This is a genomic window from Pedobacter antarcticus, assembly GCF_900112985.1.
GTDB lineage: Bacteria > Bacteroidota > Bacteroidia > Sphingobacteriales > Sphingobacteriaceae > Pedobacter > Pedobacter antarcticus.
In genome coordinates this window covers 397,102-422,999 of record NZ_FONS01000002.1, presented here as the reverse complement: position 1 = coordinate 422,999, position 25,898 = coordinate 397,102, and the positions used below count along the sequence as shown (strand labels likewise).

Genomic DNA, 25,898 nt, shown 5'->3' with positions numbered 1-25,898 from the left:
AAAAATGTTAAATCAATCCTACACCAAAGATATGTCAGTACATTTTTATAAATACCAGGGAGCCGGTAACGATTTCATCCTGCTTGATAACCGCAGCGGAGCCTTTAATCCGGAGGACACAGATACTGTCCGCCAGTGGTGCGACAGGCGTTTTGGCGTTGGGGCAGACGGTCTTATGCTCCTTCAAAATCATGCGGATTACGATTTCGAAATGGTTTATTACAACGCAGATGGAAATCCCGGCAGTATGTGCGGAAATGGAGGCAGATGTATCGTCGCATTTGCTAAGCACCTGAATATCATTGACAGTGAGACTAACTTTTTGGCAGTCGACGGGCCTCACTATGCCAAAATTACAGCTGAAGGTAATTGGGTCGAACTACAGATGATAGATGTCCATGCGCTAAACCGCGATGGTGAAGATTATGTGCTGAACACTGGCTCACCGCATTATGTACAACAGGTAATTGGCCTGGACACTAAAGATGTATATCAGGACGGCAAACAGATTCGCAATCAGGAAAATTATAAAACAGCAGGTATTAATGTAAACTTCGTGGAAGAACACCCTGATCATCTTTTTGTAAGAACTTTTGAAAGGGGTGTGGAAGACGAAACTTATGCATGCGGAACCGGAGTTACTGCAGTTGCATTGGCGATTGCGCATACCAAAGGTCAGCAGGGTAAAATTGAAACTGACATTAAGGTCTTGGGCGGTAGACTGAAAGTACAGTTTGAAGCGAATGGCGATAACTACAGTAATATATTTTTATGCGGACCGGCAAAGAGAGTTTTCGAAGGGGAAATCTGATTACTCTCCCTCCGCCAGATGCGCTGCGATACCGATCTTAATCTCACCGAAAGTATAACTTTTACCCAGGTGGGCACGGATCGGTGTCAGGTTCATCGTTTGCAGTACCTTAATTGCCTGCAGGATTTTATCTAATTTCTTCTTTCCAAGTATATCCAGCGCAGAAATCTCCTGTTTGGCCACATAATGGGCCAAATGCCCCTCTATTGTACCAACGACCATCTTTCGTTCCGAAGCAATTTCAGAGATCGACTTTCCATCGAGAAAAAGCTCCAGTGAAACTTCCTTCGTATCTTCTTTAGGCTCCTTAGGCGCATCAGATTTCTTAGCCCTTTCCCGCTTCGCTGTAAAATCAAGTTTACCGGGCACCGCATGAACCTTTTTCATTTGGGCTTCTCTTTCCTCCTGATTCAGCAGACCGCTCATTTCTGCTTTTGTAAAATCGGTACCATCAATCTTACATTGCAGCAGACCCGAAGATTTTCTAATTTTCTTAAACTGCTCATAGAACAAAGATTCCATTTCGAGCAACTCTGTTAAATAGGCTGTAACCAGTTTGTCTTGTTTTACCAGTTCCATCCTTTCAAAGATTCTCCGGCTTAAGTCCAGCAGCAGGGGATTAAAGTATTTCTCCGCAGCCTGCGTTCTTTCCAGTAAAATCCGGAGCCCGTCTTCTGATTGATCCTGGCAGAGCCGTTGTATTTGAGCAAGAAACTTACTCGCATTAGATTTAACCTCACTTAGATCCTTTAAGAGTTGCTGAGCCCACTTTACATGCTTCTGCTTCGCAGATTTATTAATATCCTTTGAATAGGAATGTACGTGTTCGTAAACAAAATTATCAAGTGGCGTGAGATCGAAGCATTGCAGCAGATACCTGCGTAGAAAGAATTCACTTTCATGCTTGATCTGCTCATCCAGTGTCTGCTGAGTTTGCTTATTTTTAGAGAATAACGATACGTTTTGATCCTGCCTGATTCCCGTTCTGGAGATTTGGGAAGTCAGCACCAGACCATCTAGTGAACGCAGCCTTGATAGTGCTACATAAATCTGTCCGGGGGCAAAAGCATTCCCAATATCAATAATTGCTTTATCGAAAGTAAGACCCTGGCTTTTATGCACAGTAATAGCCCAGGCGAGTTTTATCGGAAACTGGATGAATTTACCGATTACCTCTTCTTCAATCTCGTTGGTAACCTTATGGTTTGTATACCTGATGTTTTTCCAGGTAAAGCTTTCCAGTACAATCTTTTCACCCTCTCCATCTGTGAGCACCTCTATCCGGTCCTCGTCCAGGCTGATGACGGTTGCAATCTTACCATTAAAAAATTTCCTTTCCCCACTCTGATCGTTCTTAATGAACATAACCTGTGCGCCAAGCTTTAATTCCAGACGATGTTCCGCCGGATAAGACCCTTCGGAAAACTCACCATCAATTGTAGCTTTATAGAAATATGACTTACCTTCAAGTTCTTCCAGACTTTTCTTGTTCAGGGTGTCTGCACGCTGGTTGTGCGTGGTAAGTGTAATATATTTATCGTCTTTTCCGGGTACAAAATCATGACGGTAATATTTTTCCAGCAATGCTATATTTTCCGCCGTGATCTCATTATTCCGGAGATTGTTAAGCAGGCTGATAAAGACATCATCGGCCTGGCGGTAAATTTTCTCCAGCTCAATATAAACAGGTGGATGATGCTGCAGCGCATGTGCATCAAAGAAATAAATACTTTTATAGAACTCTCCGAGCAATTGCCATTCATTGGCTTTAACGACCGGCGGCAGCTGATGAAGATCTCCGATAAACAAAACCTGTACTCCGCCAAAGCTTTCATTATTTTTACGGATATAACGCAGCACCATATCAATTGCATCAAGCAGGTCTGCCCGCAACATACTGACCTCATCAATAATTAGCAGTTCCAGATCCTGAAATATCCGCCGCTTGGTCGTATTCATCTGCAAATGCCGCACGATTGACCGCGGGGTATTATACAACTGATTGAAAGGCTCCACTGCAGGAGCTTTAGGCAGATAAGTCCCGAAAGGTAATTGAAAAAGTGAGTGAATAGTAACTCCAGCTGCATTGATCGCTGCAATACCTGTCGGAGCGACAATTACTGCTCTTTTATGTGTCAGCTCCATCAGATTCCTCAAAAAAGTAGTCTTTCCGGTTCCGGCTTTACCGGTCAGAAAAATGTGTCTGGAGGTGTAATTGATGAATCTGGCAGCAACTTCAGCAGGATTGTATTCGGACATATTTCGCAGCATTTGAACTGCAAAGGTACTAAAGATTGATCAGGAGTTTGTAACCCTTACCATGTACATTTAGTATTTCAACCCTGGAATCCTCCCTTAAATACTTACGTAACTTACTGAGAAACACATCCATAGATCGTCCGTTAAAATAATTATCATCGTGCCATATACTGAGTAATGCTTCTTCTCTTGTCAACACGGCATTCTGCTTCAAACAGAGTAAACGGAGTAATTCGGCCTCTTTGGTGGAGAGTTTTTGCTGCACTCCTTTGTGGGTAATCAGCTGCGTCGTATAATCAAATGTGTAATTTCCAATTTCAAAAAGAGTCTGTTCAGGAGCAGCGGGAACGGTCTCTTTAGCCGACACTCTTTTCAATAAAGCATTGATACGCAATAAAAGCTCTTCGATTCGGAATGGTTTGGTGATATAGTCATCTCCGCCCAGATCGTAGGCTGCAGCTTTATCTTCCATCATTGCTTTCGCCGTCGCAAAAATAATTGGCACATGCTCATTCATTTTACGAATTTCCTTCCCCAGTGCAAAACCATCTTTTTTAGGCATCATCACATCCAGGATACATAGATCAAAGTTCTGGCGGCTAAAAGCACGCAGACCTTCTTCTCCATCTACACAAAGGACAATATCAAACTTACCTTTCAATTGCAAATAGTCTTGTAACAGCATGCCCAGATTAGGGTCGTCTTCCACCAGCAGAATTTTCTTCATCTTATCTTTTTTATACGTTTATATAAGGTTAGCTCTAATTTCCTGCTTCGGCATTAAGCCAGCGGCAATACGATCTCAAATACAGTACCTTTATCCTTTTCACTTTTAACGCTGATTGTCCCTTTCAGCTGTGTGATAATATCCATTACATAGTTTAACCCAAGTCCAAAACCCTTCACATCATGAAGATTTCCAGTCGGCACTCTGTAAAACTGGTCGAAAATCCGTTTACTATGTTCCCGTGTTATTCCGATTCCCTTATCCGCTACTTCAATAATCAGATTATTCCCTGAATTACGGGTAGTCAGACGGATCTGCGGTTTCTCTTTACTGTACTTATTGGCATTATCGAGCAGGTTATAGAGTACGTTGGACAAATGTAATTCGTCTGCAGTCACGACGTGATTTACAGCATGAAGTTCCTGCAATACATCTGCCGATCGTTTTTGAAACTGCAGATCCATACTGTCCACCACCGCATTAATTAAAGTATGCATGTCTACAGGCTCATAGTCAAGTTGAAGCTCTCTCTTTTCCAGTCTGGCAATACTCAGCACTCTTTCTATATGATTACCCAATCTGACATTTTCATCATAAATAATCCCCGCAAGTCTGCTCACCCTTGTCTTATCCTCAAGAATCTCCGGGTCACGCAGCGCCTCACTGGCAATCATAATCGTAGATACCGGTGTTTTAAATTCATGCGTCATATTATTAATGAAATCCGTTTTCATCTCGGAGATTTTCTTCTGTTTCAAAATTGCATAAAGCGTATAGGAGAAAATAGAAATCAGCACCAGCAAAAGTCCCGCTGAGGAAGCCATAGTCACACCCAGATTACTGAAGATCAAAGACTCTTTATCTGGAAAATTAACATAAAGCATTCCGGGATCGCGGATAACATCCTGGCTGAACAGTGTGGTCTGATAAGTATTGGCTGGCAAAAGTTCTCCTTTTTCGACGGAGGCTTTGCGAAAAAGCACCGTATTATGTGTTACACTTTTCAACCAGAAGCTGTAATCCAATCTGATATTTCTATTCTCCAATTCCTTCCTGAGCAATGTGTCCAGCATGTCCGGATCAATACGGGAGCGCAGCGGCACATCTACCTGGCTCATCTCTTTAGCAGCCGCTTCCAGCACATTAAAATCATTTTCATGGAACAGAACGGTATCGCTTTGAAGTTCCTTCAATTCATTCTTTTTCCGCCTTGCTGCAACCTCATCTTCCAGACGAAATTTCGATTTCATCTCATCGGTCTGACTAGGCAGTGAAACCCGGAGCGGCCGGCCATCTACCCTGCTATAGACCAGATAACGAATACTATCCGGAAGTTTCTTAGGCTCAATATTAAAAGTCTTGGTGCCTCCCATTCTGAAGGTCTTGCGCACATTACTGCCAATCATATTTAAGTCGGCATCAAACCCGACATTAACGTCAACATTTAACGGGGTGGTCGATTCATTCGCTAATGCAAAAAAATCTGCTTCAGATATAATAGCAGGACTGAGATATATTTTACGGATAATTTCGTCCTGATAATTCAGTTCGTCAATAATCTGTTTCTGCTGCCGGTATTTTCTTTGACGCTCGTCTTCTTTAAATTTCTGATCGAGATCTATTAGCTTTCTGGTGCGGTCACGACGCTGGTTTTCGAGCTTAATACGCCATTCCAGATCCTTCTTATTAATATTATCTACCGCATTTAAGCGTTGTGCTTTTCCTGCAACAGCAGTCAGGGCCTGATTGACATCCTGTTCAAACAGCTGAGATTTTAGCCTGTATCCTTCCCTGATGTAATACAGCTGCATTACAAAGACCCCTAATAAGGCCACAGTCATTAAAGCGGTAATTAACCAAAGGCTTTTTCTCTTCATGAATCGCAGCTGTTAAGCTTATCGGATTAAATCCAAAAATAAGTAAGACAGGCAGATAAAGCAGCTATTTTAACAAATTTTAACACCGCAGGACCGGCGGGGTAACGGCAAAAAAAATGCCGGGAATAAATTCCCGGCACTCATGGTACAATTTGTTTTCCTAAAAAAGGTCTTAGAATGGCAGATCATCTTCCTCGCCTGGAGCGCTATTCAGGTCTGCCGGTGGTGCATATTGTGGAGTAGAAGCCGCTGCTGCACTGTTAGTCAATGCATTGATACGCCATACTACTAAACTGTTAAAATAAGAGGTTTTGCCTGTTTTGTCAGTCCATGGACGGCCACGAAGATTGAAGGAAACCTCCACGTCGTCACCGGTTTTAAGGCTGTCAAATAATGCAGTTTTATCTTGTAAAGCTTCGAACCTGATATATTCAGGATAAGTAGGGTTTTCTGCGTACTCAATAATGAGGTCACGCTTTTTAAATGTCTCACTCACCTGCTGTAATGCACCGATTTCGTGCACTTTTCCTTTTAATTCCATAACAAATACTCTTTTATTCTACTTTCTAATTCAAATCTCTATATTATTATTGATAACTTCGCACAATAAATTATGCAAGTTTTCCACAACAAAAGTAAGGTTATTATAACCTGTAACAAAAGGCTTTCCGCCTACCTCGCAACTGAGGTGACTGAACTCGGGTACGAAATTGTCAGGGAGTTCCCTACCGGACTAGAGCTTCACCTCACACTTTCGGAGTGCATTAAACTGAATTTAAACCTGCGTTGCGCAAGTCAGATCCTGTATTCCCTGAAAAGTTTTGAAGTAAATAATCCGGAAGAACTTTACCGCGAATTAGTCGATATGCCATGGGAAGACCTGATTGATTTTTCGGGCTATTTCTCGGTTACCTCAAATGTGGATAACCCAACCATAACTACACCGCTTTTCACCAACCTGAAAGTAAAAGACGCAATTGTAGACCGAATCAAAGAAAAAAAGGGTATGCGCCCCAATTCAGGATCGGATGCAAATAAAACTGTAGTTCACCTTTACTGGAAAGATGATAAAGCCGATATTTTCCTGGACACTTCAGGTGAAACACTGGCTAAACATGGTTACCGTAAAATCCCTGGAAAAGCACCGATGCTGGAGGCACTTGCAGCCAGTGTAGTGATGGGTACAGGCTGGGACGGCAAAACACCATTTATTAATCCGATGTGTGGTTCGGGAACTCTGGCTATTGAGGCTGCATTAATTGCGACCAACAGAAGACCAGGTTTGTTCCGTATGAATTATGGATTTATGCACATTCTGGGATATGATGAAGAAGTGTTCTTTGCAGAACGCCGGATTCTGAAAGACCAGGTTATAAAAAATACAGACCTGCAGATTGTGGCTACCGATCTTTCCGAAGATGCAGTTGATATCAGCAGGAAGAATGCAAAAACCGCAGGAGTAGATACACTGATCACTTTCGAGGTATGTGACTTCGCCGATACACAGGTACCGCAGGGGGGTAAAGGTGTTGTAGTCTTTAACCCGGAATACGGTGAACGTTTGGGTGTACATTCACAACTTGAACTGACTTATAAAAGGATAGGAGATTTCCTTAAACAGGAGTGCAAAGGATATAACGGCTATATTTTTACCGGTAATCCTGATCTTGCCAAAAAAATAGGATTGAAAGCTTCCAGAAAAGTCGAATTTTATAATGGGAAACTGGATTGCCGTCTGCTGGAGTACGAGCTGTACGACGGTACAAAAAGACCTGAGCATGAAAGGCCCCAGCCAAAAACACCAAAACCGGAACAATAATCCGGTTTTTTTTGTTTTATCTTTAGTGTTATGGAGACCAGTATCAGTTCAATCATCGAAAAAACAATCACTTTCGTAAAGAAGACACTCGAAGGTGCAGAAGCCGGGCATGACTGGTTTCATATCCAACGGGTTTATCACAATGCACTTCATATCAATGCTGTCGAAAATGCCGAATCCTTGAGAGTATCGCTTGCTGCCCTGCTGCACGATATAGCAGACAGTAAATTTCATGGCGGCAATGAAGAGATAGGCCCGCAGCTGGCTGTAGAATTTATGCAAAAAATCCAGGTCGAAGAGCGTGTTGTGGAAGATGTGAAACAGATCATCAGAAACATGAGCTATAAAGCAAGTCTGGGTGGAACTACTTACTATTCCCACGAAATGGCGGTTGTACAGGATGCCGACAGGCTGGATGCAATCGGAGCCATCGGTATAGCCCGTGCTTTCACTTATGGCGGTTATAAAAACCGGCTACTTTACGATCCTGCTATCCCCCCCGAACAAGATCTCAATAAAGAAACTTATAAGAACTCTGTTGCCCCTACCATCAATCATTTTTACGAAAAGCTCTTGCGCCTGAAAAACCTGATGCAAACCGATACAGGAAGAAAAATGGCTGAAGGAAGACACGAGTTTATGCTGCAGTTTCTTGACCAGTTTTACGCTGAATGGGAAGGTAAAAAATAAATAACTAATTTATTTAGTAACATAATACTATATTTGTTAGCAAATTAGTCTTATGTCAGATCGTATTCGGGAAAAATTAAACATTCTGGCTGATGCAGCCAAATATGATGTCTCCTGCTCCTCAAGCGGCGGAACCAGAAAAAACACTAATAAAGGTCTAGGCGACAGCCATTCCTCAGGAATCTGCCACACTTATACTGAGGACGGACGTTGCGTTTCTTTGCTCAAAATCCTTTTAACCAATCACTGTATTTTTGATTGTGCTTACTGTGTTTCCAGAAAAAGCAATGACATCCAGCGAGCAGCTTTTACTGTCGAGGAAGTAGTTTCTCTAACGATGAATTTCTACCGGAGAAATTATATAGAAGGCCTTTTTCTCAGCTCCGGTATCTTCAAAAATGCAGACTTCACGATGGAACGTTTATTACGTGTGGTCAAAAAATTACGGCTTGAAGAACGGTTTAACGGATACATCCACCTCAAAACGATTCCAGGTGCCAGTGAGGAACTCATCAAAGAAGCCGGCCTTTATGCAGACCGTATGAGTATTAATCTGGAAATGCCAACCGAGGCCGGCCTGAGATTGCTAGCGCCGGAAAAAACACATCAGGAAGTTATTACCCCCCTTGACTACGTACAGAAACAGATTGTACAATTTAAGGAGGAACGCAAGCTTATCCGCAATGTCCCTAAATTTGTTCCTGCAGGTCAAAGTACACAAATGGTTATCGGAGCAACACCGGAGACAGATAAAGAAATTATGCAGACTGCCCATCGGTTCTACCAGGATTTCTCGCTCAAACGTGTTTATTATTCCGGTTATATCCCTATTTCTCATGACCAGCGTCTCCCGGTAATTGGCACACAGCCGCCACTCATTCGTGAAAACAGATTATACCAAACAGACTGGTTAATGCGCTTTTACGGGTTCCATGTCAATGAAATTCTTAATGACAGTAATCCTCATCTGGATATTGATATAGACCCTAAATTAAGCTGGGCACTCCGCAACATGCAGTACTTCCCCGTCGACATTAATACCGCTGCGTATAAAATGATTCTGAGAGTTCCGGGAATTGGCGTGGGATCGGCTAAAAAGATCGTTCAGGCCAGGCAATTTGGCCGGCTCCGTATCGATCAGCTAAAAAAGATTGGCGTGGCCTACAATCGCGCAAGGCACTTTATCCAGTGTGCAGACAGCCCTATACAATTGAGAGACTACCAGGGCTTTCAGATTAAAGCCTTTATCCTTGCAGAAAGTCAGAGCAAGTACCTGAAACACGACCTCAATCAGATTAAACTTTTTTAGCTCCCCCGGAATAATATGCAGATATACTTATTTGACGGAACTACTGAAGGTCTGCTCACTGCGGTCTTCGAATGGTTTGAGCGAAAACCTGGAAAAATCAGCCTGCAAACCAAAGATAAACACCAGCCGGATGCCTTCTATGATGTCATGTTTATTCATAATGACAGTCAGAAAGCAAGCCGCGTTTGGAAGGGTTTGGTACAGAAACTTAGCAAAGATTGGATCCGAAGGCTCCACTGCTGCTGTCTGGCCGAAAATGAAGAAACCTGGATTGCCCTTTTCCAGTTCTGCTGTAATCTCTTTACAACACCTGCCGCGATTCAATACAACTATGGAGATCCTAATGTGCTTTTGTTAAGCCAAACTGCAAAGAAAGTGGAAAGAGAAAAACATCGCATGGAGGCGTTTATACGGTTTCAGGAAACAGCCGACGGAATTTATTATTGTGGAATCGACCCGGATTTCAATGTTATCCCATTATTGCAGCGGCATTTTCAAAACCGCTATGCCGACCAGCAGTGGATAATTTACGACCTTAAAAGAAAGTATGGGATCTTCTATAATAAACAGGATGTTCAGGAAATACAGCTCGACCTGAAAATGGGCCTGAGATCTTCGATACTACCTGCCACACAACAGTCGGCACAAGAAAGTTTGTATTCACTGCTGTGGCAGGATTATTTTAAAAGCACTAATATTCCGGCGCGAAAAAATACCGCCCTGCATATCCGCCACGTGCCTAAACGCTATTGGAAATACCTCACAGAAAAACAATAATTTAGTAATGCAGGTTCCTTTAGCTTTGATCAAATTTAATGCTAATTTGGTCCTATGAAATTAAGTATCCTGGTTTTAATCACCGCACTGGCGGTAGGCCTGTCGATCGGGCTTGTAAATTTCCATTTTCAACAGAGCTGGTATTTTATGCTGGTCTCCTTCGGGATCTCCTTTGCGACCAGTTTCATCTTATTTTATTACCTGCTCGAAAAATTCATCTATTCTAAAATCAAGCTGATCTACAAGCTCATACACAATCTCAAGCTCGGTAAAGATCTGAAGGATGCCTTGGGAGAATATGTGAGTTCCGATCCGATTAATGATGTGGAGCATGAAGTGAAAGAATGGGCAGGAGCCAAAAAAAATGAGATTGAACTGCTTAAAAAGCAAGAACAGTTCAGACGGGAATTTCTATCTAACGTCTCTCACGAATTTAAAACTCCGCTTTTTGCAATACAGGGTTATATCGAGACGCTAAAGGATTGCCTGATCGATGATCCGGAAACTGCAGTGAGGTTCCTGCAGAAAGCAGAGAATAATGTAGAACGCCTGAGTTACCTGATCAATGATCTGGATTCTATTTCGAAACTTGAGACTGGCGAAATTCCAATTAATTACGAAAAATTTGATATCGTTTTGTTGACGAAGGAAGTGATGGAATCAATGGAAGACAAAGCAAAAAAACGTGGTATCAAACTATTCTTCAAGGATAAATATATGCACCCTGCCTTTGTCAGGGCTGACCGGGAAAAGATCCGTCAAGTACTTATTAACTTGATTTCTAATTCAATGAAATACAGCAAGGAAAATGGATCTACCTCTCTTAAAATATTTGAACTCCATGATCAGTTTCTGATTGAAGTTACTGATGATGGTATCGGAATCGATGAAAAACACCTGCCGCGATTGTTCGAAAGATTTTATAGAATTGACTCTCACCGGTCCAGAGAAGTAGGTGGCACAGGACTCGGTCTGGCAATTGTGAAACATATTCTGGAGGCTCATGAGCAAATTATCTCTGTAAGAAGTACTTTACAAATTGGTACCACCTTCGCATTCACCTTAGAAAAAGGAGGGTAGTTTTTAAAAAAATATGGTTTTTATGTTAACACTTAACACTAACTTAACATTGCGATCCTACTTTTGTAGCATATTTATTAGTTAGCATGAATAATCTTTTTAAGTTCTTTACCCCGAAAGACAAGAAATTCCAACCGCTGTTTGAGCAGGCAGGAAGTAATGTATTAAAGATTTCTGAAGCACTGTTACTTGCAGTTAGCGCTAAAGATCTGGATGAGAGAAAAAAACATATCGATGAAATCGAGCGTTTAGAGCACGTGGGTGATGATATCACCCATTCAATCTTCCTGGAACTCAGCAAGAATTTTATTACTCCTTTTGACAGGGAAGATATCCATGCCCTTGCCAGTGCAGTAGATGACATTGCAGATTATATCCACGCTTCGGCAAGTAATATCCATTTATACCAGATCACTAACATTGGTGACGCCATGGTTAAACTGGCAGAATTGCTTGTAGAAATGTGTACCGACCTGGAAAAAGCGATCAAAGAATTGAGAAGCTTTAAAAACATCCGTGTAATTGCTGACGCCTGCGTTAGAATTAATAGTGGTGAAAACCAGGCAGACAATGTGTGTAATCTGGCTATCGCAAGATTATTTGAATTCGAAACCAACGCAATTGAGCTGATTAAACAAAAAGAAGTCCTGCAAACGCTGGAAATGGCTACTGATAAATGTGAGGATGCAGCTAACGTGCTGGAATCTATTTTGGTTAAGAACGCTTAAAAAATTTAAAAAATGGTATCAACCTTATTAATTGTTGTTATTTTCCTGGCTATTGCCTTTGATTATATCAACGGTTTTCACGATGCGGCTAACTCTATTGCCACAGTTGTGTCTACAAAAGTCCTGAGCCCGTTTCAAGCCGTACTTTGGGCGGCTATTTTCAACTTTGCTGCATATTTCTATTTTACAGACCATAAAGTTGCAAATACAATAGCCAAAACCGTAGTGGAGAACTTCATTACCCTGGAGGTGATTCTTTCGGGCCTGGTCGCAGCAATTCTCTGGAACCTGCTAACCTGGTGGTATGGTATACCGTCCAGTTCATCTCATACACTAATTGGTGGATTTGCCGGCGCTGGTATGGCTAAAGCAGCGTCAATGGGCGCAGGTGTTATGACTGCTATTAATCTTGCCCCTATCCTGAAAGTGGTTGCCTTTATCGTACTTGCTCCAGTTATTGGTATGGTAATCTCCGTGATTATATCAATTATTCTGTTGCATTTGTCTAAGAACGCAAGACCATCTGTCGCTGAATACTGGTTTAAGAAATTACAGCTGGTTTCATCGGCAGCTTTAAGTTTCACGCATGGCGGTAATGATGCTCAAAAAGTAATGGGTATCATCTATGTCGCCATGGTTGCCGGAAACGTACTGAAAACAGGTGATGCAATGCCTGAATGGATTCCTATTACTTGTTATGCCGCAATCTCACTCGGAACAATGAGTGGTGGCTGGAAAATCGTTAAAACAATGGGTTCCAAAATTACTAAAGTAAATGCCTTCGAAGGTGTAGCAGCTGAAACTGCTGGTGCTGTAACCCTGGGTATCACTGAGCATTTCGGTATCCCTGTATCTACAACCCATACGATTACTGGCTCCATTGTAGGTGTAGGATTGCTTAAACGTGTTTCTGCAGTACGTTGGGGTGTAACGGTAAGTTTACTTTGGGCATGGGTATTAACCATCCCTGTATCTGCAACTCTTGCCGCTTTAATCTTTTCTGTGATTCACTTATTCTTTTAAAAAATAAACAGGTTTTCCTGATTAGGGGTGTCCATAGTTATGGATACCCTTTTTTTATGACCGTATGGCTCCTGTATTGGTCGGGTATCATTTGGCAATCGATCTAAAAACGGTTGGTTGTATTAGACCACTTATTAATGTAAACACTAATCAGTAATTTACTTTTTTACTGTAAACTAATTCCAATATAGGACAACTCGGATATTGTTAAAGGTTAAAATGGTGTTGATACGGTATTGACAGGGTGTTCAGTCGGTGTTGATATACCCAATGACCGACTGAACACCCTATCAATACCGACTCAATAGCCTTTTAGCGTAAAACTAGCTAACTAATTTCTCTGTTATAAAGGAACCAAAGATGCTTACGTTCGAAATACGTAAGATCTCAACTTTTGGCTGTTTGCTTTAAGCAATGATACAAGTGTATGTTTATGCTGAACGGCAGCTGGCATGAATCAAAAATATATAAGTTATGTCTTTCTGGTTAGGACAGGCAGCTCTTAAGATTATCAATGACACGACCTCTTTTTTATGGTCGTATGGCTCCTGTATTGGTCGGGTATCGTTTTATTCAAATTGGGGTTAACCCATCAAAACCGTGTTTACCATGATTGAAAATAATCCAGCAGCAACTGTAATAAATTCGATATTGCCCGGACTAATACAGCAAAGAATAAATAAATAGGATCTGGCTGTGCAAAATACTTTAAATCAACAACAAGATTTGTTTTCCGAACTGGTCAGGGAAAATCATGCGAGCATATATCGTATTTGCAGAGCTTACCTGTATGATATTTCTCATGCTGATGATTTGTATCAGGAGATACTCTACCAGGCCTGGAAGGGACTTAAGAACTTCAAAGGACAGGCAAAAGCCAGTACCTGGATATATCGTATCGCAGTAAACACTGCGATTAGTTATAATATCAAAAACAAACGCCATCAGCATTTGCCTTTACCAGAATCTTTTCAAATCCCCTATCAGGATACACTGGTGCAAAAAAAGGAACAGGAAGCCCAGCTAATTAAACTCCGTTTCTGTATTAGTCAACTAGTTCCACAGGACCGGCTGATCATCTCACTGGTACTGGAAAATAAAAGCTATAAAGAGATCGGAGAAATTACCGGTAGCAGTTTGAGCAATACAGGGGTAAAAATTAACCGTATAAAAGGTCGTTTACTTAATCTAATGGAGACTATTAAGCCATGACAAATTTCGAAGATTTACAAAAGAACTGGCTTTCCCAGCCTGTCAGCACATCTGTTAAGCAAGAAGCACTTAATTCCGCGCTGCCTGATAAATGGCAGCGGAACCAACGTAAAGTATTGTGGTCAAATATGTGCATGAGCGTTGGATTTCTAATGGCACTAATGGTAATCGGCTGGGTGTACTTTACTTTTCGGAGTAAATATGAATGGCCATTCGAATTAAGCATTGCGGCAATTTACTGCTCAATGATAGTTTTCTTATTCGTAAGCTGGCGAAGCTACGCATTCAAAAAAGAGAACAGAGGTGAATCGAGTATTGATTTTATCCGGCACCAGTTGCAGAAAATCCAATGGCAACGTAAAACACTCACAGTCTATATATGGATTTATAACACGATATTATGGTTTGCCTTTTCCATCTACATTATTGAGATAACTAAAGGTGCCAGTTTCCTGTTCACTTTCACTGCAATGGCTATCACAACTTCCTATCTTTTAGGAATTACATTATGGAGCAGGAATTACAAACATAAAAAGCAGCTTATTGAAATAGACGAGGTGAAATCTGAGCTTGAGTCACTGTTAAATGATTTAAAAGAAAACGAACAGCTGAAATAAACTGAGCAGGATCAGATTAATGACAGATTGCTTTCTGCTAAAAGGCAACAGTGTAGTTTACTCTGGTCTCGGGAGTGGCTGGTTTTTCCCAAAGCGGCCCCTCAGCAAGCAACTTGATAGCTTCACTATCCAGAGCCTTACCTGCGCTTGTCAGTACTTTAAAATTAAAGGGCTTACCAGCAGCATTAATTTGAAAGCTAAGCTCAACGATCTTCGCAATTCCTTCCGGTGTATTTACCGATTTATGGTCGTTAAGGTAAGTGTCAAGTTCGGCCCAACCATCTACTGGCGCAGAAGCAGCAGGCACTGCAGTGGCAATGCGGGCAGAGGCCATCTTACTAGTTACAGCGGCCGTATTTACGGCTACTGAGTCTGAAATATCACTTGCGCCGAAAGTTTGTACATCAGCAGCAACTGGCGCTGACATTGCTGTAGCAGCGTCAACGGTGTTTCCGGCAGATGTTACCGGTTTATGTTTTGGTTGAACAGCGGCTACGCTCAGCTCAGCCTGCGGTAATTCCGCAGAATCTCCACCCGGGTTTACCAGACTTTGCCCGGCAGGTCCGGTTACCGGACCAAGATCGACCTCAACTTTCTTAGGATTTGCTGCAAGCTGTTCTTTTCCGGCTCTTTCGCGCATTAGAAAGATTACACTCACTGTAATAAACATGACAGCAGCAGCTGCCCCTATACTTAAACGCTGCCAAGTAAAAACACTGGATTTTTTTTGCTGACGCTGTACCGCAGTTCGTTCATAAAGTTGTTTCTGCAACAGTGAAACCTGTTGTGACATACGAGAAGGATGCTCGGCGAGACCAGCTAACGCCTGTGCCACAAAAGGGTCCTCAAGCGCATGTTTTTCCACCTGATGCATACTTTTGGCATCAAGCTTACCATCCAGGTAATCTTCCAGTATTGCTATATCTAACCAATCGTTATTCACCGCTGTTTTTTTCTATACAAATTTTCAAATTCCTTTTCCCATTCTGAATATAGCTCTTCACCTTTAACATTTCGTATCCTGTAATTTCCGCTACTTCCTTATAGCACTTTTCCTGCAAATAGAAAAGGTCAACACTTTGGCGCTGCTCCTCCGATAACGTTTCCATACACTTTTCCATCACAGTAAACTGCTGTTCCTGTACATCACTTATATCCAGATGCACAAATGTGTCATTTTCCACAAACTGATCTTCAATAGAGACAGTCTGATAACGAGAAGATTTACGCATAGCCATCAGACAGTGATTCCTGGTTAAAACATGCAGCCAGCTTTTGAAATTCTGCACTTCATGTATCCTCAGTTTGGGAATTAGCTCTTCGAAGATCTGCATAACAGCATCCTTGCTTGCCTCTTCATCCTTGAAATAATTCAGACACACACCATAAACCAAATGCATATAGCGACTGTATAGTGTACCCAGGATCTCAAGATCGCCACTCGATTTATACCGGGCAATCAATTCTGCATCTGCCGTATCTCTCTTTCCGTCTGTATTTTTAATAAATTTCAAGTTGTTTCTCGGGGAAAATTCTCTTCAAGTATAAATATTTTTTCCGGGAAAGCCATGTTTCTTATACACAAACGGGTCATATAAAATAGCTGTGACAGCTAATTATCAGATTAATGGCTGGAATTTTGCTTATTTTTGTCTGTAACACAACACTATGAATATATATAAATGGAGCATCTGCTCTTTCTTTCTGATACTAAGCTTTGTCAGCATTACTGCCAGGGGACAAATTAATCTCGGCAATCTCTTAAAATCGACTAAATCTTCAAACAATCCAACTACTACTGACATCAGTTCAGCTTTAAAGGAAGCCCTAACTATTGGCATCTCCAAAGGTGCTGATCAACTTTCAGCAAAAGATGGATTCTTAAGTAATCCGGCTGTGAAAATTTTGTTTCCACCGGAGGCACAAAAGGTAGAAAAGTCGTTGCGTCAGCTAGGAATGGGCAAACTTGCAGATAATGTCATTACCAGTTTAAATCATGCGGCAGAAGATGCAGCCAAAGAGGCTAAACCAATTTTCGTTTCTGCCATCAAACAAATGACAATAAAAGATGCAAGCCAGATATTGCTGGGAAGTGACGATGCCGCAACCAACTATTTTAAAAGAGTGACAACTTCACAGCTGATGGAAAAATTTAGTCCCGTAGTTACCGCTAGTTTGAATAAAATGGGTGCAACTAAATACTGGTCTGACGCTGCAGGTAAATATAACCAGCTTCCACTGGTTAAAAAGGTAGATACAGATTTGTCTGCCTATGTAGCAGAGAAAGCAATTGAAGGGATGTTTATCCAGGTAGCCAGGGAAGAACTTGACGTCCGCAATAATCTTGGAGCTCGTACCTCACCTGTTTTACAGAAAGTATTTGGCTACGCCGATAAGCAGAAATAGGCATAGGGGTGACAGATTAACTATACTGATTAACAGAAGTAAAAAAAAAAGATTACTTTACAGAATCATTACGCATAAAGACAATATATTGGATTTTAAAGATTTTAATTTTAACCCGGAATTACTCGAAGGGTTATTAGCCATGGGTTTCAGAAATGCAACCCCGATACAACAGGAAGCTATTCCTTTAATACTGGCAAAGAAAGACCTCATTGCCTGTGCACAAACGGGCACCGGAAAAACCGGGGCTTATCTGTTGCCGGTTATGAATATGATCAGCCAAACGGAAAACCGTCATAATAATACTTTAATTCTTGCGCCGACAAGGGAACTTGCCCAGCAGATTGATTTACAGGTAGAAGCCCTCTCTTACTTTACCAACATCAGCTCAATTACAGTTTATGGCGGTGGAGATGGAATCGCCTATGAACAGCAAAAACGCAGTATGCGTGACGGTGTCGACATTATTATCGCGACGCCGGGCAGACTAATATCCCATCTTTCTTCAGGCGTTTTAAAACTAGACCAGCTCCAGCATCTGATCCTGGATGAGGCAGACCGCATGCTTGATATGGGTTTTTACGACGACATCATGAGAATTGTGAGTTTCTTGCCCGAGAAAAGACAAACAGTATTATTCTCGGCAACTATGCCCCCTAAGATCAGAAAACTTGCCGGCAGTTTGCTCCATGAACCTGAACAGGTGAGTATTGCTATATCCAAACCCGCAGCCGGGATCAGCCAGCAAGCTTACCTTGTACATGATTTACAAAAGGTAAAGTTACTCACCCGTCTGATGAAAAATGTAGACTATCCGAGCATCCTGATTTTTGCTTCCACTAAGGAAAAAGTTAAGAATCTGGGTAAGGTATTCCGTGGATTGGGTTTCAAAGCTGAAGCTTTTCATTCTGACCTCGACCAGAAAGAAAGAGAAGCGATTTTATCTGAATTTAAGAACAAAAGAGTTCCGGTACTAATTGGTACTGACGTACTCTCAAGAGGAATAGATGTGGAAGGTATTACATTGGTGATCAACTTTGATGTGCCACATGATCCAGAGGACTATATTCACAGAATTGGTCGTACAGCACGTGCTGCCACGACAGGAACGGCCATTACACTGGTTAATGAAAAGGACAAACGAAAGTTCGCAAACATTGAGAAGCTGATCGGTAAAACCATTGAGCGGATGCCATTACCCGAAGAATTGGGCGAAGTTCCTGCAGAAAGTGAAAACAAATCTACGTCAGACCGCTCTGGAAGAGACAAAAGAAAACCTCAGCGCAAGGTCTGGAATAAAAAACCAAAGACCGCAGGTACCGCGGCTAACCAGTCCGGACCGGCCTCTGATAATAATACAAAAGGTACTGTCTCTGGTGAAAGCAGTGCAAGTCAGGCATAAAAGCAAGACCTTTTCCGCAGCAGAAAACGATCAAACACAGACAGGAGCATCTAATTGCTCCTGTTTTTTTTTAACTTTATATTTATGCAAAACCTCCCTCCATTGGCAGAACGTATGCGTCCGCAAAATCTGGACGAATATGTAGGTCAAAAGCATTTGGTTGGTCCGGATGCTGTTTTAAGAAAAGCTATCCAAAGTGGACAATTACCCTCCATGATCTTTTGGGGCCCGCCGGGTGTCGGAAAAACAACACTTGCTTATATTATTTCCCAAACGCTGGACAGACCTTTTTTTAACCTGAGTGCTATTAATTCCGGAGTAAAGGATATCAGGGATGTCATAGAACGGGCGGCCAGATTAAAAGATAGTCTGATGGGTGTCCCTGTCCTATTTATTGATGAGATTCACCGCTTTAGTAAATCGCAGCAAGACAGTCTGCTGGGCGCAGTTGAAAAAGGACTCGTAACTTTAATTGGCGCCACTACGGAGAACCCTTCTTTCGAAGTCATTTCTGCCTTACTGTCCCGTTGCCAGGTCTATATTTTGCAGGCTCTGGATGAGGAAGAGCTTCGTGGTTTACTCGATACCGCAATCCTGGAGGATGAAGTATTGAAGCAAAAAAAGATCAAAATCAAAGAACACGAAGCTTTAATCCGTTTATCAGGTGGCGACGCCCGCAAGTTGTTGAATGTACTGGAAATAGCCGTCAACGGAATCGGGGGTGACAAAATTACTCTTGATAATGAAAATGTACTGAAGCATGCACAACAAAACCTAGCCTTATATGACAAGGCTGGTGAGCAGCATTATGACATTATTTCTGCCTTTATTAAAAGTATCCGCGGGAGTGATCCTAATGGTGCAGTTTATTGGCTTGCAAGGATGATAGAAGGAGGGGAAGATCCTTTATTTATTGCCCGCAGATTGTTGATTCTCGCTTCAGAGGATATTGGTAATGCTAACCCCAATGCACTCCTGCTTGCTAATAATTGTTTTCAGGCCGTTAATGTGATTGGATTTCCAGAGTCCAGAATTATCCTTTCACAGGCCGTAACTTATATGGCATCTTCTGTTAAAAGTAATGCAGCATATGAAGCGATAAATAAGGCACAGCAACTGGTTAAACAAACCGGGAATCTGCCGGTACCACTTCATATCCGTAATGCACCTACCAAATTAATGAAGAATATCGGTTATGGTAAAGACTATAAATATGCACATGGTTATGAGGGGAACTTCAGTCCGCAGGAATACCTGCCTGAACAGATCAGTGGAACAAAACTTTATGACCCCGGAAATAATCCAGCCGAAGATAAACTCAGAGAAAAACTAAAACAGAACTGGAAAGATAAATATAACTATTAACCGGAACGATATGCTGTTCATCTTTATCAGACATCAGTGGCTGAGTTTCTGGCGTTCAAAAGGCAAAGGCCGCGACCTGGGTATACAGCTCGTCATGGGATTTCTGATTCTCTATATTATGGCAACCGCGCTGCTGGTAGGGTTCAACCTAGATAAGCTGATCATTGAATTTTTTCCGGATAAGTCTGTATTTGCAGTCTTTAACGGTCTGTTGCTTTATTATTTTGCACTGGATTTTCTAATGCGTTTTCAACTCCAGGAGTTGCCTGCGCTAGCAATAGTTCCCTATCTGCATTTAAGAATTCCCAAGGAGAAAATACTGGATTTTCTACAGCTACGCCCACTATTCAGCGTATTTAACCTGATTCCATTTTTTATCTTCACGCCTTTTATTTTATCGGAAATCTTACTTATCTCAGATACATTCACAGCAGCCATGTATCTTTTTGCCCTGCTTTGCCTGGTTCTGTGGAATAATTATACCGTACTATATCTTAAACGGATAGCAACTGGTCATTTGTGGCTAATGATCTCCGGCTTCTTTCTCGCGGGCGTTGCTGCGCTATTGGAATACCTCGGGATCTATCATTTATCGGGTATCTCAGACTTTATTTTCAGCTCGATTTTAAGCTCTCCATGGATCGCCTTTCTGTTTACGCTTCCGGTACTGCTAATCTTTAGGATCAATGGCAATTACCTGCGCCATCATTTATATACTGAAGAAATAACCGGCAAGCGTAAAAGCGTAAACCTTTTCAGTCTGAATTTTCCGGCTTCATTTGGTTTACCCGGTAAACTCGCTTCACTGGAAATCAAATTAATCTTGCGTAATAAACGCCCTAGAGCTACAGTCAGCAAGAGTTTGATCTTTATTTTTTACGGATTTGTATTCTATAAACAAAAGGAGCTGGACGCTAACCAGTTCGGACTGCTTTTTTTCGCCGCAATTTTTATGGTCGGGAATATCTCGACGATTTACGGTCAGTTTATGTTTGGCTGGCAGGGGGAAGAGTTCGATGGTCTGATGACAAGTAAAATGACCCTTAAAGATTTTTTCAGGGGAAAATTACTTTTAATGACCACCTGGACGGTACTCTTCACACTCATTCTCAGCCCTTATGGTTTCCTGAACCCGAAGATACTGCTATTACACTTTACAGCCTGTCTTTATTATATAGGAATCGGGAATGTCGTGGTTCTATATTTCGCTACTTTTAACAGTAAGAAAATTGAACTGGGTAAAGGAGCAAGTATGAACTGGCAGGGCGTGAGTGCATCTACAATAATACTTGCGCTGCCACTGATTATGATGCCTGTCGGGCTTTATTATTTATTCAGTTGGATTTCCACGCCATATGTTGCGCTATATATATTGGCAGGGTTAGGCTTTGTTGCTTTGCTGCTGCAGGGGCATGTAATCAACATTCTCACACGAGCATTTAAATATAGGAAATATAAGATTACAGAGGGCTTTAGACAAAATTCATAATGATTCAGATACAGCAACTTCGCAAAACATACACCGGAAAAACGGTTATTCAGATAGAAGACCTACAGATCAATGCTGGAGAAACAATCGGTGTAATCGGGAATAACGGCGCGGGAAAAACAACGTTATTCCGTATGATCCTAGACCTTATCCGGGCTGATCAAGGGCAGGTATTATTAAAGGAGAAATCTGTGGCTGAAGACCAGGAATGGAAAAATTATACAGCTTCCTATCTGGATGAAGGTTTTTTAATCGGTTATCTAAGCCCGGAAGAGTATTTCGATTTCATAGCAAGCCTGCAGGGAATGAGCAAAAAACAGCTTACCGATAGCTTACAGCAATATACCGAAATTTTCAATGGCGAAATCCTGGATACCGGGAAGTTTATACGTGATTTTTCAAAGGGGAACCAGAATAAAATAGGTATCTGTTCGGCCTTAATGCAAAAACCGGAACTACTAATTCTGGATGAACCTTTCGCTAACCTCGATCCAAGTACGCAAATTAGGTTAAAAGCACATTTGAAATCTTTAAATGCCACGGGCCTGACGCTATTAATCTCCAGCCACGATCTGAATCACGTTACTGATGTCTGTGACAGGATTATACTTTTCGAAAAAGGCAGGATTATTCGTGATCTGCAAAAAGATGAGCATACATTAAGGGAATTGGAAAATTATTTTGCACTGTAAGCTTATACATATCCTGATTGTACAGATTATTGGTCACCCGGTTTTCTTTTATGTCTCTTTACCACACAAGTGTTTACAACAACATTAATTCTTACCGTTTCCTAACAAAGATTTTACTGATTGAATTCTTGGCATTACCTTTGATTCTCACTCGGCATTAACATAGAGAAATTATTATGATCACTTCAAAATTTAAAATAGCAACATTCAGCGTGGCATTGGCTATTGGTTCAATGGCATTTCAGAGCTGCGATAGCTTAACCAAAACACAAAAAGGTGCAGGTATAGGCGCTGCTGCCGGTGGTGTATTAGGAGCTATTATTGGTAAGAAAGCTGGAAATACAGCTGTTGGTGCCATTATCGGTGGTGCAGTAGGTGGTACAGCGGGTGGATTTATCGGAAAGCGTATGGATAAGCAGGCTGCCGAAATTCAGAATGCAATTCCGAATGCAGAAGTGGTACGTGAAGGTGAAGGTATTATCGTTAAATTTGATAGTGGTATCCTTTTTGACTTTGATAGTGCGAACTTAAAAGCACAGGCAAAGGACAACGTAAAATCTCTTGCGGGTTCATTAAATGAATACCCTAACACAGAAATCAAAATTATCGGCCATACTGATAATAAAGGTACTGAAACTTACAATATGGGTCTTTCTGAAAGAAGAGCTGCTGCCGTTAAAGCATATGCTGTTTCTCAGGGAGTTCCGGCTTCCCGTTTAACTACAGTAGGTAAAGGATTTTCTGAGCCTATCGCAGATAATTCTACTGACGCTGGAAGAGCTGCCAACCGTCGTGTAGAGGTTGTTATTACTGCTAATGAGCAATTGAAAAAAGAAGCAGCATCACAAGCTGGCGGCTAATTTCAAATATTTATTATACCTATGAAAAACGAAAAAACCGGGACTTTCCCGGTTTTTTTATTGCCTTAATTTCCTGAAAAGGAATATATACGGAGTGTGCCTGCTACGATTCCGTGGTATAGATATCTTCAAAATAATGTATAGCCAATGACTTCAGGAGTAATTCCTGCTCCATCATCGCAAATGAAGGAATATCTTTAACCAACTTCCAGTGTGGCCATCCATCCTGATCCAATCCCTCTATTTCATAAAAGCCCATCTCACTCATCAGCCTGCAGGTCGCAATATGCATCAACTCTTCTTTTTGTCTTTTGCTATACTTACCTGGTCCTTTACCGAGCTCCTGGACTCCTATAAGGAATAACATCACCTTCAGATCCGGCAGATCTGAATCAAATTCTTTCGCAATTCTTTGCTGTAGAATTTTCCATTTTTCATTTATTTCTGCGGGTTTCATGCTACAAAGGTAAATTTTTTAACGCCTCTTTTTATGACAATATAATTTACCACGAATTTGCAGGATTAGTTACTTTTGAATTATGGAAAAAGTAATCTCAACCGGTTTGCTTGCTTATGGCATGTCAGGAAAAATATTTCATGGTCCTTTTCTCGATAATCACCCGGGATTCAAACTGCGGGCTGTAACAGAGCGTTCTGCTAAAAATGCAGACAAAGATTATCCGGGAATTATCAGTTATTCAAGTGTTGAAGACCTGTTAAATGATTCTGAGATTGAACTGGTTGTCATTAACACACCCAATAATACGCATTATGAATATGCAGAAAAGGCTCTGAATGCCGGAAAGCATATTTTAGTAGAAAAACCCTTTACCCCAAGTTCAGCTGAAGCTAAATACCTGTTTGAACTGGCTGCAAAAAAAAATCTGCACATACTTGTCTATCAGAACAGAAGATGGGATAGTGACTTTAGCACTTTTAAAGAAGTCGTTGAAAGCGGAAAACTGGGTAAATTGTCTGAAGTACATATCCGTTATGACCGGTATAAATCTGCAATCGGCGTAAAAGCTTTTAAAGAAGAACCATTTCCGGCGAGCGGGCTGCAATACGACTTGGGTCCACATGTGCTTGATCAGGCTATCAGCTTATTTGGAATCCCCCTGTCCTTCCATAAAATTCTCGGCAAAAACCGCAAAGACACTTTAGTTGACGATTATTTCTGTATCCACCTTACCTATCCGGACAGCGTAAATGTTTTTGTGTACTCCAGTATGCTGGTTGTAGATATTCAGCCTTCGTTTATAGCACATGGAACAAATGGAACACTGGTTAAAGAGAGAGCCGACATACAGGAAGAACAGTTACTGAAAGGTATTAAGCCCGGAACGCCTGGTTTCGGAGTAGAGCCAGAAGGTAAAGAAGCTAAACTGACTACTATTAACTCCGCTGGTGATCGTTATACCGAATTTATAGTTGCAAAGCCTTCAAATTACGGTAACCTTTTCGAAGCTGTCTACCAAACCCTGGTACATCAGCAGCCATTTCCTGTTACACAAGAGCAGCAGATTGCCCAACTTGAAATTTTGGAATCCTGATCTCATCTATAAACCAAAAAAGCCCTTTCTACGAGATATCTCGTAGAAAGGGCTTTTTTTTTGCGCTTTACAATCCGCCCAAAAGGGCAACTAAAAACTCTGTGGGCACTTCCAGATGTGGAATATGTCCGGCCCCATCAAATTCAATTAATTTTGCATTGGGAATCTTTGCCGCAGTTTGCTTGCCTAAAACCTTATACTGCCCATATTGATTCTGCTGTTGCTGGCTTAACAAGCTCTTGCCTACAATCGTATGATCTTCTTTTCCTATAAATAAAATAGTAGGTACGGTCACATGCTGGAATTCATATACAACAGGCTGTTCATAGATCATAGTAAAGGTCATGGCCGCCACTTTCGCATATCTTGGAAAATCGGCACTGTTGGTTACACCAGCTGCTACGCTCACCAGTTTATCATATTCCGGTTTCCAGGCTACGAAATAAGAACTTTTATAATATTGTTTGATGCTTTCTGCTGTTGCTTTTAACTCATTCTGATATTGGTCGGAAGTACTGGTATAAGGAATAAAACTACGGTAATCTTCCAGACCGATCGGATTTTCCAATAACAGCTTCTCTGTCTGCTGTGGATACATCAGTGCAAACCTGGTAGCAAGCATGCCGCCCATAGAGTGTCCGAGAATATTTGCCTTCGGTATCCCCAATCCGTCCAGTAATAATTTATTCCAGGCAGCCATCTGATGGAAGCTGTAATGAATAAATGGTTTTGATGATTTCCCAAAACCAATCTGATCCGGAACCACCACCCGGAACCCTCTTCCGGTTAATGCTTTTATCACATCTGCCCAGTAGTATCCTCCGAAATTTTTCCCATGAAAAAGCATCACAGTTCTGCCATTGGCTTTACCGGTTGGCAGCACGTCCATATAAGCCATACGAAGATCCTGGCCTTCGGTCTGAATTGGAAGGAATTTCACTGGATACGGATAAGTTACGTTCTCCAAAGTAATAGATAGTGTATCCTGTTGCTGAGCTGATGCGGACAGGCATAAAATGGCACTTATAAAAAATGTAAATACGGATCTTCGGAACATGTAATAAGGTATAATATCGTTACTATTAAAATAGTAAAAATAAGTTTTATTAAAGATAAAGGCGCTGTGTGTTTATTAAAATTACATTGAACGGAAATTGGATTTCCGGCATTATATACAAAGAGGCGCCTGATTTATCCATAGA

General features: G+C 41.5%; 25 protein-coding genes. 17 read left to right on the top strand and 8 right to left on the bottom strand.

Translation table 11 applies throughout. The annotated features are described in order from the left end of the window. Window positions 1–4: 4 nt before the first annotated feature. Complete coding sequence (dapF, locus tag BM192_RS06870) at window positions 5–811, top strand: diaminopimelate epimerase (protein ID WP_234797522.1); 807 nt, start codon at window positions 5–7, stop codon at window positions 809–811. Here the strand turns inward: dapF and BM192_RS06865 are convergent, their stop codons facing one another. The 4 genes from BM192_RS06865 to BM192_RS06850 all read right to left on the bottom strand — a co-directional run bounded on the left by BM192_RS06865 (window position 812) and on the right by BM192_RS06850 (window position 6,215). Next, the gene (locus BM192_RS06865) at window positions 812–3,070 is read right to left on the bottom strand and encodes a helix-turn-helix domain-containing protein (RefSeq protein ID WP_051760026.1); all 2,259 of its coding nucleotides are present in this window, start codon (window positions 3,068–3,070) and stop codon (window positions 812–814) included. Between the two features lie 28 nt (window positions 3,071–3,098). Beyond that, window positions 3,099–3,797, bottom strand: coding sequence for a response regulator transcription factor (locus tag BM192_RS06860; protein WP_037442296.1), 699 nt, complete (start codon window positions 3,795–3,797; stop codon window positions 3,099–3,101). Between the two features lie 53 nt (window positions 3,798–3,850). Next, a complete protein-coding gene (locus BM192_RS06855) occupies window positions 3,851–5,674 on the bottom strand; it encodes a sensor histidine kinase (protein WP_037442294.1) in 1,824 nt (607 codons plus the stop codon). A gap of 172 nt (window positions 5,675–5,846) precedes the next feature. Next, window positions 5,847–6,215, bottom strand: coding sequence for a DUF3127 domain-containing protein (locus BM192_RS06850; protein ID WP_037442292.1), 369 nt, complete (start codon window positions 6,213–6,215; stop codon window positions 5,847–5,849). A gap of 72 nt (window positions 6,216–6,287) precedes the next feature. Between BM192_RS06850 and BM192_RS06845 the strand changes: the two genes are divergently transcribed. The 9 genes from BM192_RS06845 to BM192_RS06805 all read left to right on the top strand — a co-directional run bounded on the left by BM192_RS06845 (window position 6,288) and on the right by BM192_RS06805 (window position 14,929). Then, window positions 6,288–7,493, top strand: a complete 1,206-nt coding sequence (locus tag BM192_RS06845; RefSeq protein WP_074588702.1) for a THUMP domain-containing class I SAM-dependent RNA methyltransferase — start codon at window positions 6,288–6,290, stop codon at window positions 7,491–7,493. 30 nt (window positions 7,494–7,523) lie between these two features. Continuing rightward, window positions 7,524–8,183, top strand: a complete 660-nt coding sequence (locus BM192_RS06840; RefSeq protein WP_234797521.1) for an HD domain-containing protein — start codon at window positions 7,524–7,526, stop codon at window positions 8,181–8,183. Between the two features lie 52 nt (window positions 8,184–8,235). Then, a complete protein-coding gene (locus tag BM192_RS06835) occupies window positions 8,236–9,492 on the top strand; it encodes a putative DNA modification/repair radical SAM protein (protein ID WP_037442291.1) in 1,257 nt (418 codons plus the stop codon). A gap of 15 nt (window positions 9,493–9,507) precedes the next feature. Continuing rightward, window positions 9,508–10,269, top strand: a complete 762-nt coding sequence (locus tag BM192_RS06830; RefSeq protein WP_037442289.1) for a TIGR03915 family putative DNA repair protein — start codon at window positions 9,508–9,510, stop codon at window positions 10,267–10,269. A 54-nt stretch (window positions 10,270–10,323) separates the two neighbouring features. Beyond that, complete coding sequence (locus tag BM192_RS06825) at window positions 10,324–11,349, top strand: sensor histidine kinase (RefSeq protein ID WP_037442287.1); 1,026 nt, start codon at window positions 10,324–10,326, stop codon at window positions 11,347–11,349. Window positions 11,350–11,435: 86 nt separating this feature from the next. Beyond that, window positions 11,436–12,077 carry a DUF47 domain-containing protein gene (locus tag BM192_RS06820; RefSeq protein WP_037442285.1) on the top strand — a complete coding sequence of 214 codons (642 nt, stop codon included), beginning with the start codon at window positions 11,436–11,438 and terminating at the stop codon, window positions 12,075–12,077. 12 nt (window positions 12,078–12,089) lie between these two features. Beyond that, window positions 12,090–13,100 carry an inorganic phosphate transporter gene (locus BM192_RS06815; RefSeq protein ID WP_037442283.1) on the top strand — a complete coding sequence of 337 codons (1,011 nt, stop codon included), beginning with the start codon at window positions 12,090–12,092 and terminating at the stop codon, window positions 13,098–13,100. Window positions 13,101–13,796: 696 nt separating this feature from the next. Then, window positions 13,797–14,312 carry an RNA polymerase sigma factor gene (locus BM192_RS06810; protein ID WP_037442281.1) on the top strand — a complete coding sequence of 172 codons (516 nt, stop codon included), beginning with the start codon at window positions 13,797–13,799 and terminating at the stop codon, window positions 14,310–14,312. Further along, a complete protein-coding gene (locus BM192_RS06805; RefSeq protein WP_037442279.1) occupies window positions 14,309–14,929 on the top strand; it encodes a hypothetical protein in 621 nt (206 codons plus the stop codon). Before BM192_RS06810 ends, BM192_RS06805 begins: the two co-directional genes overlap by 4 nt. A gap of 37 nt (window positions 14,930–14,966) precedes the next feature. Here the strand turns inward: BM192_RS06805 and BM192_RS06800 are convergent, their stop codons facing one another. After that, complete coding sequence (locus tag BM192_RS06800; protein WP_037442277.1) at window positions 14,967–15,872, bottom strand: hypothetical protein; 906 nt, start codon at window positions 15,870–15,872, stop codon at window positions 14,967–14,969. Beyond that, a complete protein-coding gene (locus tag BM192_RS06795; RefSeq protein ID WP_051760024.1) occupies window positions 15,865–16,443 on the bottom strand; it encodes an RNA polymerase sigma factor in 579 nt (192 codons plus the stop codon). The genes BM192_RS06800 and BM192_RS06795 overlap by 8 nt, the downstream gene beginning before the upstream one ends. 154 nt (window positions 16,444–16,597) lie before the next feature. Between BM192_RS06795 and BM192_RS06790 the strand changes: the two genes are divergently transcribed. The 6 genes from BM192_RS06790 (at window position 16,598) to BM192_RS06765 (ending at window position 23,143) form a co-directional block, all read left to right on the top strand. Continuing rightward, window positions 16,598–17,335 (top strand): DUF4197 domain-containing protein, encoded by a 738-nt coding sequence (locus tag BM192_RS06790; RefSeq protein WP_037442275.1) that lies wholly within the window; start codon window positions 16,598–16,600, stop codon window positions 17,333–17,335. 88 nt (window positions 17,336–17,423) lie between these two features. Next, window positions 17,424–18,737, top strand: coding sequence for a DEAD/DEAH box helicase (locus tag BM192_RS06785; RefSeq protein WP_051760022.1), 1,314 nt, complete (start codon window positions 17,424–17,426; stop codon window positions 18,735–18,737). Window positions 18,738–18,821: 84 nt separating this feature from the next. After that, window positions 18,822–20,102, top strand: coding sequence for a replication-associated recombination protein A (locus tag BM192_RS06780; protein WP_037442273.1), 1,281 nt, complete (start codon window positions 18,822–18,824; stop codon window positions 20,100–20,102). Window positions 20,103–20,112: 10 nt separating this feature from the next. Continuing rightward, complete coding sequence (locus tag BM192_RS06775) at window positions 20,113–21,591, top strand: DUF5687 family protein (protein WP_037442271.1); 1,479 nt, start codon at window positions 20,113–20,115, stop codon at window positions 21,589–21,591. Continuing rightward, on the top strand, window positions 21,591–22,283 hold the full coding sequence (locus BM192_RS06770; protein ID WP_037442269.1) for an ABC transporter ATP-binding protein: 693 nt from the start codon (window positions 21,591–21,593) through the stop codon (window positions 22,281–22,283). The genes BM192_RS06775 and BM192_RS06770 overlap by 1 nt, the downstream gene beginning before the upstream one ends. 176 nt (window positions 22,284–22,459) lie before the next feature. Next, window positions 22,460–23,143, top strand: coding sequence for a YiaD family glycine zipper/OmpA-like lipoprotein (locus BM192_RS06765; RefSeq protein ID WP_170844844.1), 684 nt, complete (start codon window positions 22,460–22,462; stop codon window positions 23,141–23,143). A gap of 103 nt (window positions 23,144–23,246) precedes the next feature. Here the strand turns inward: BM192_RS06765 and BM192_RS06760 are convergent, their stop codons facing one another. Continuing rightward, the gene (locus BM192_RS06760; RefSeq protein WP_037442265.1) at window positions 23,247–23,600 is read right to left on the bottom strand and encodes a hypothetical protein; all 354 of its coding nucleotides are present in this window, start codon (window positions 23,598–23,600) and stop codon (window positions 23,247–23,249) included. A gap of 82 nt (window positions 23,601–23,682) precedes the next feature. Here BM192_RS06760 and BM192_RS06755 point away from each other — a divergent pair, with 82 nt between their 5' ends. After that, a complete protein-coding gene (locus BM192_RS06755) occupies window positions 23,683–24,696 on the top strand; it encodes a Gfo/Idh/MocA family oxidoreductase (protein ID WP_037442263.1) in 1,014 nt (337 codons plus the stop codon). Window positions 24,697–24,763: 67 nt separating this feature from the next. Here BM192_RS06755 and BM192_RS06750 read toward each other — a convergent pair whose 3' ends face one another. Further along, a complete protein-coding gene (locus tag BM192_RS06750; RefSeq protein WP_037442261.1) occupies window positions 24,764–25,753 on the bottom strand; it encodes an alpha/beta fold hydrolase in 990 nt (329 codons plus the stop codon). Window positions 25,754–25,898 lie beyond the last annotated feature (145 nt).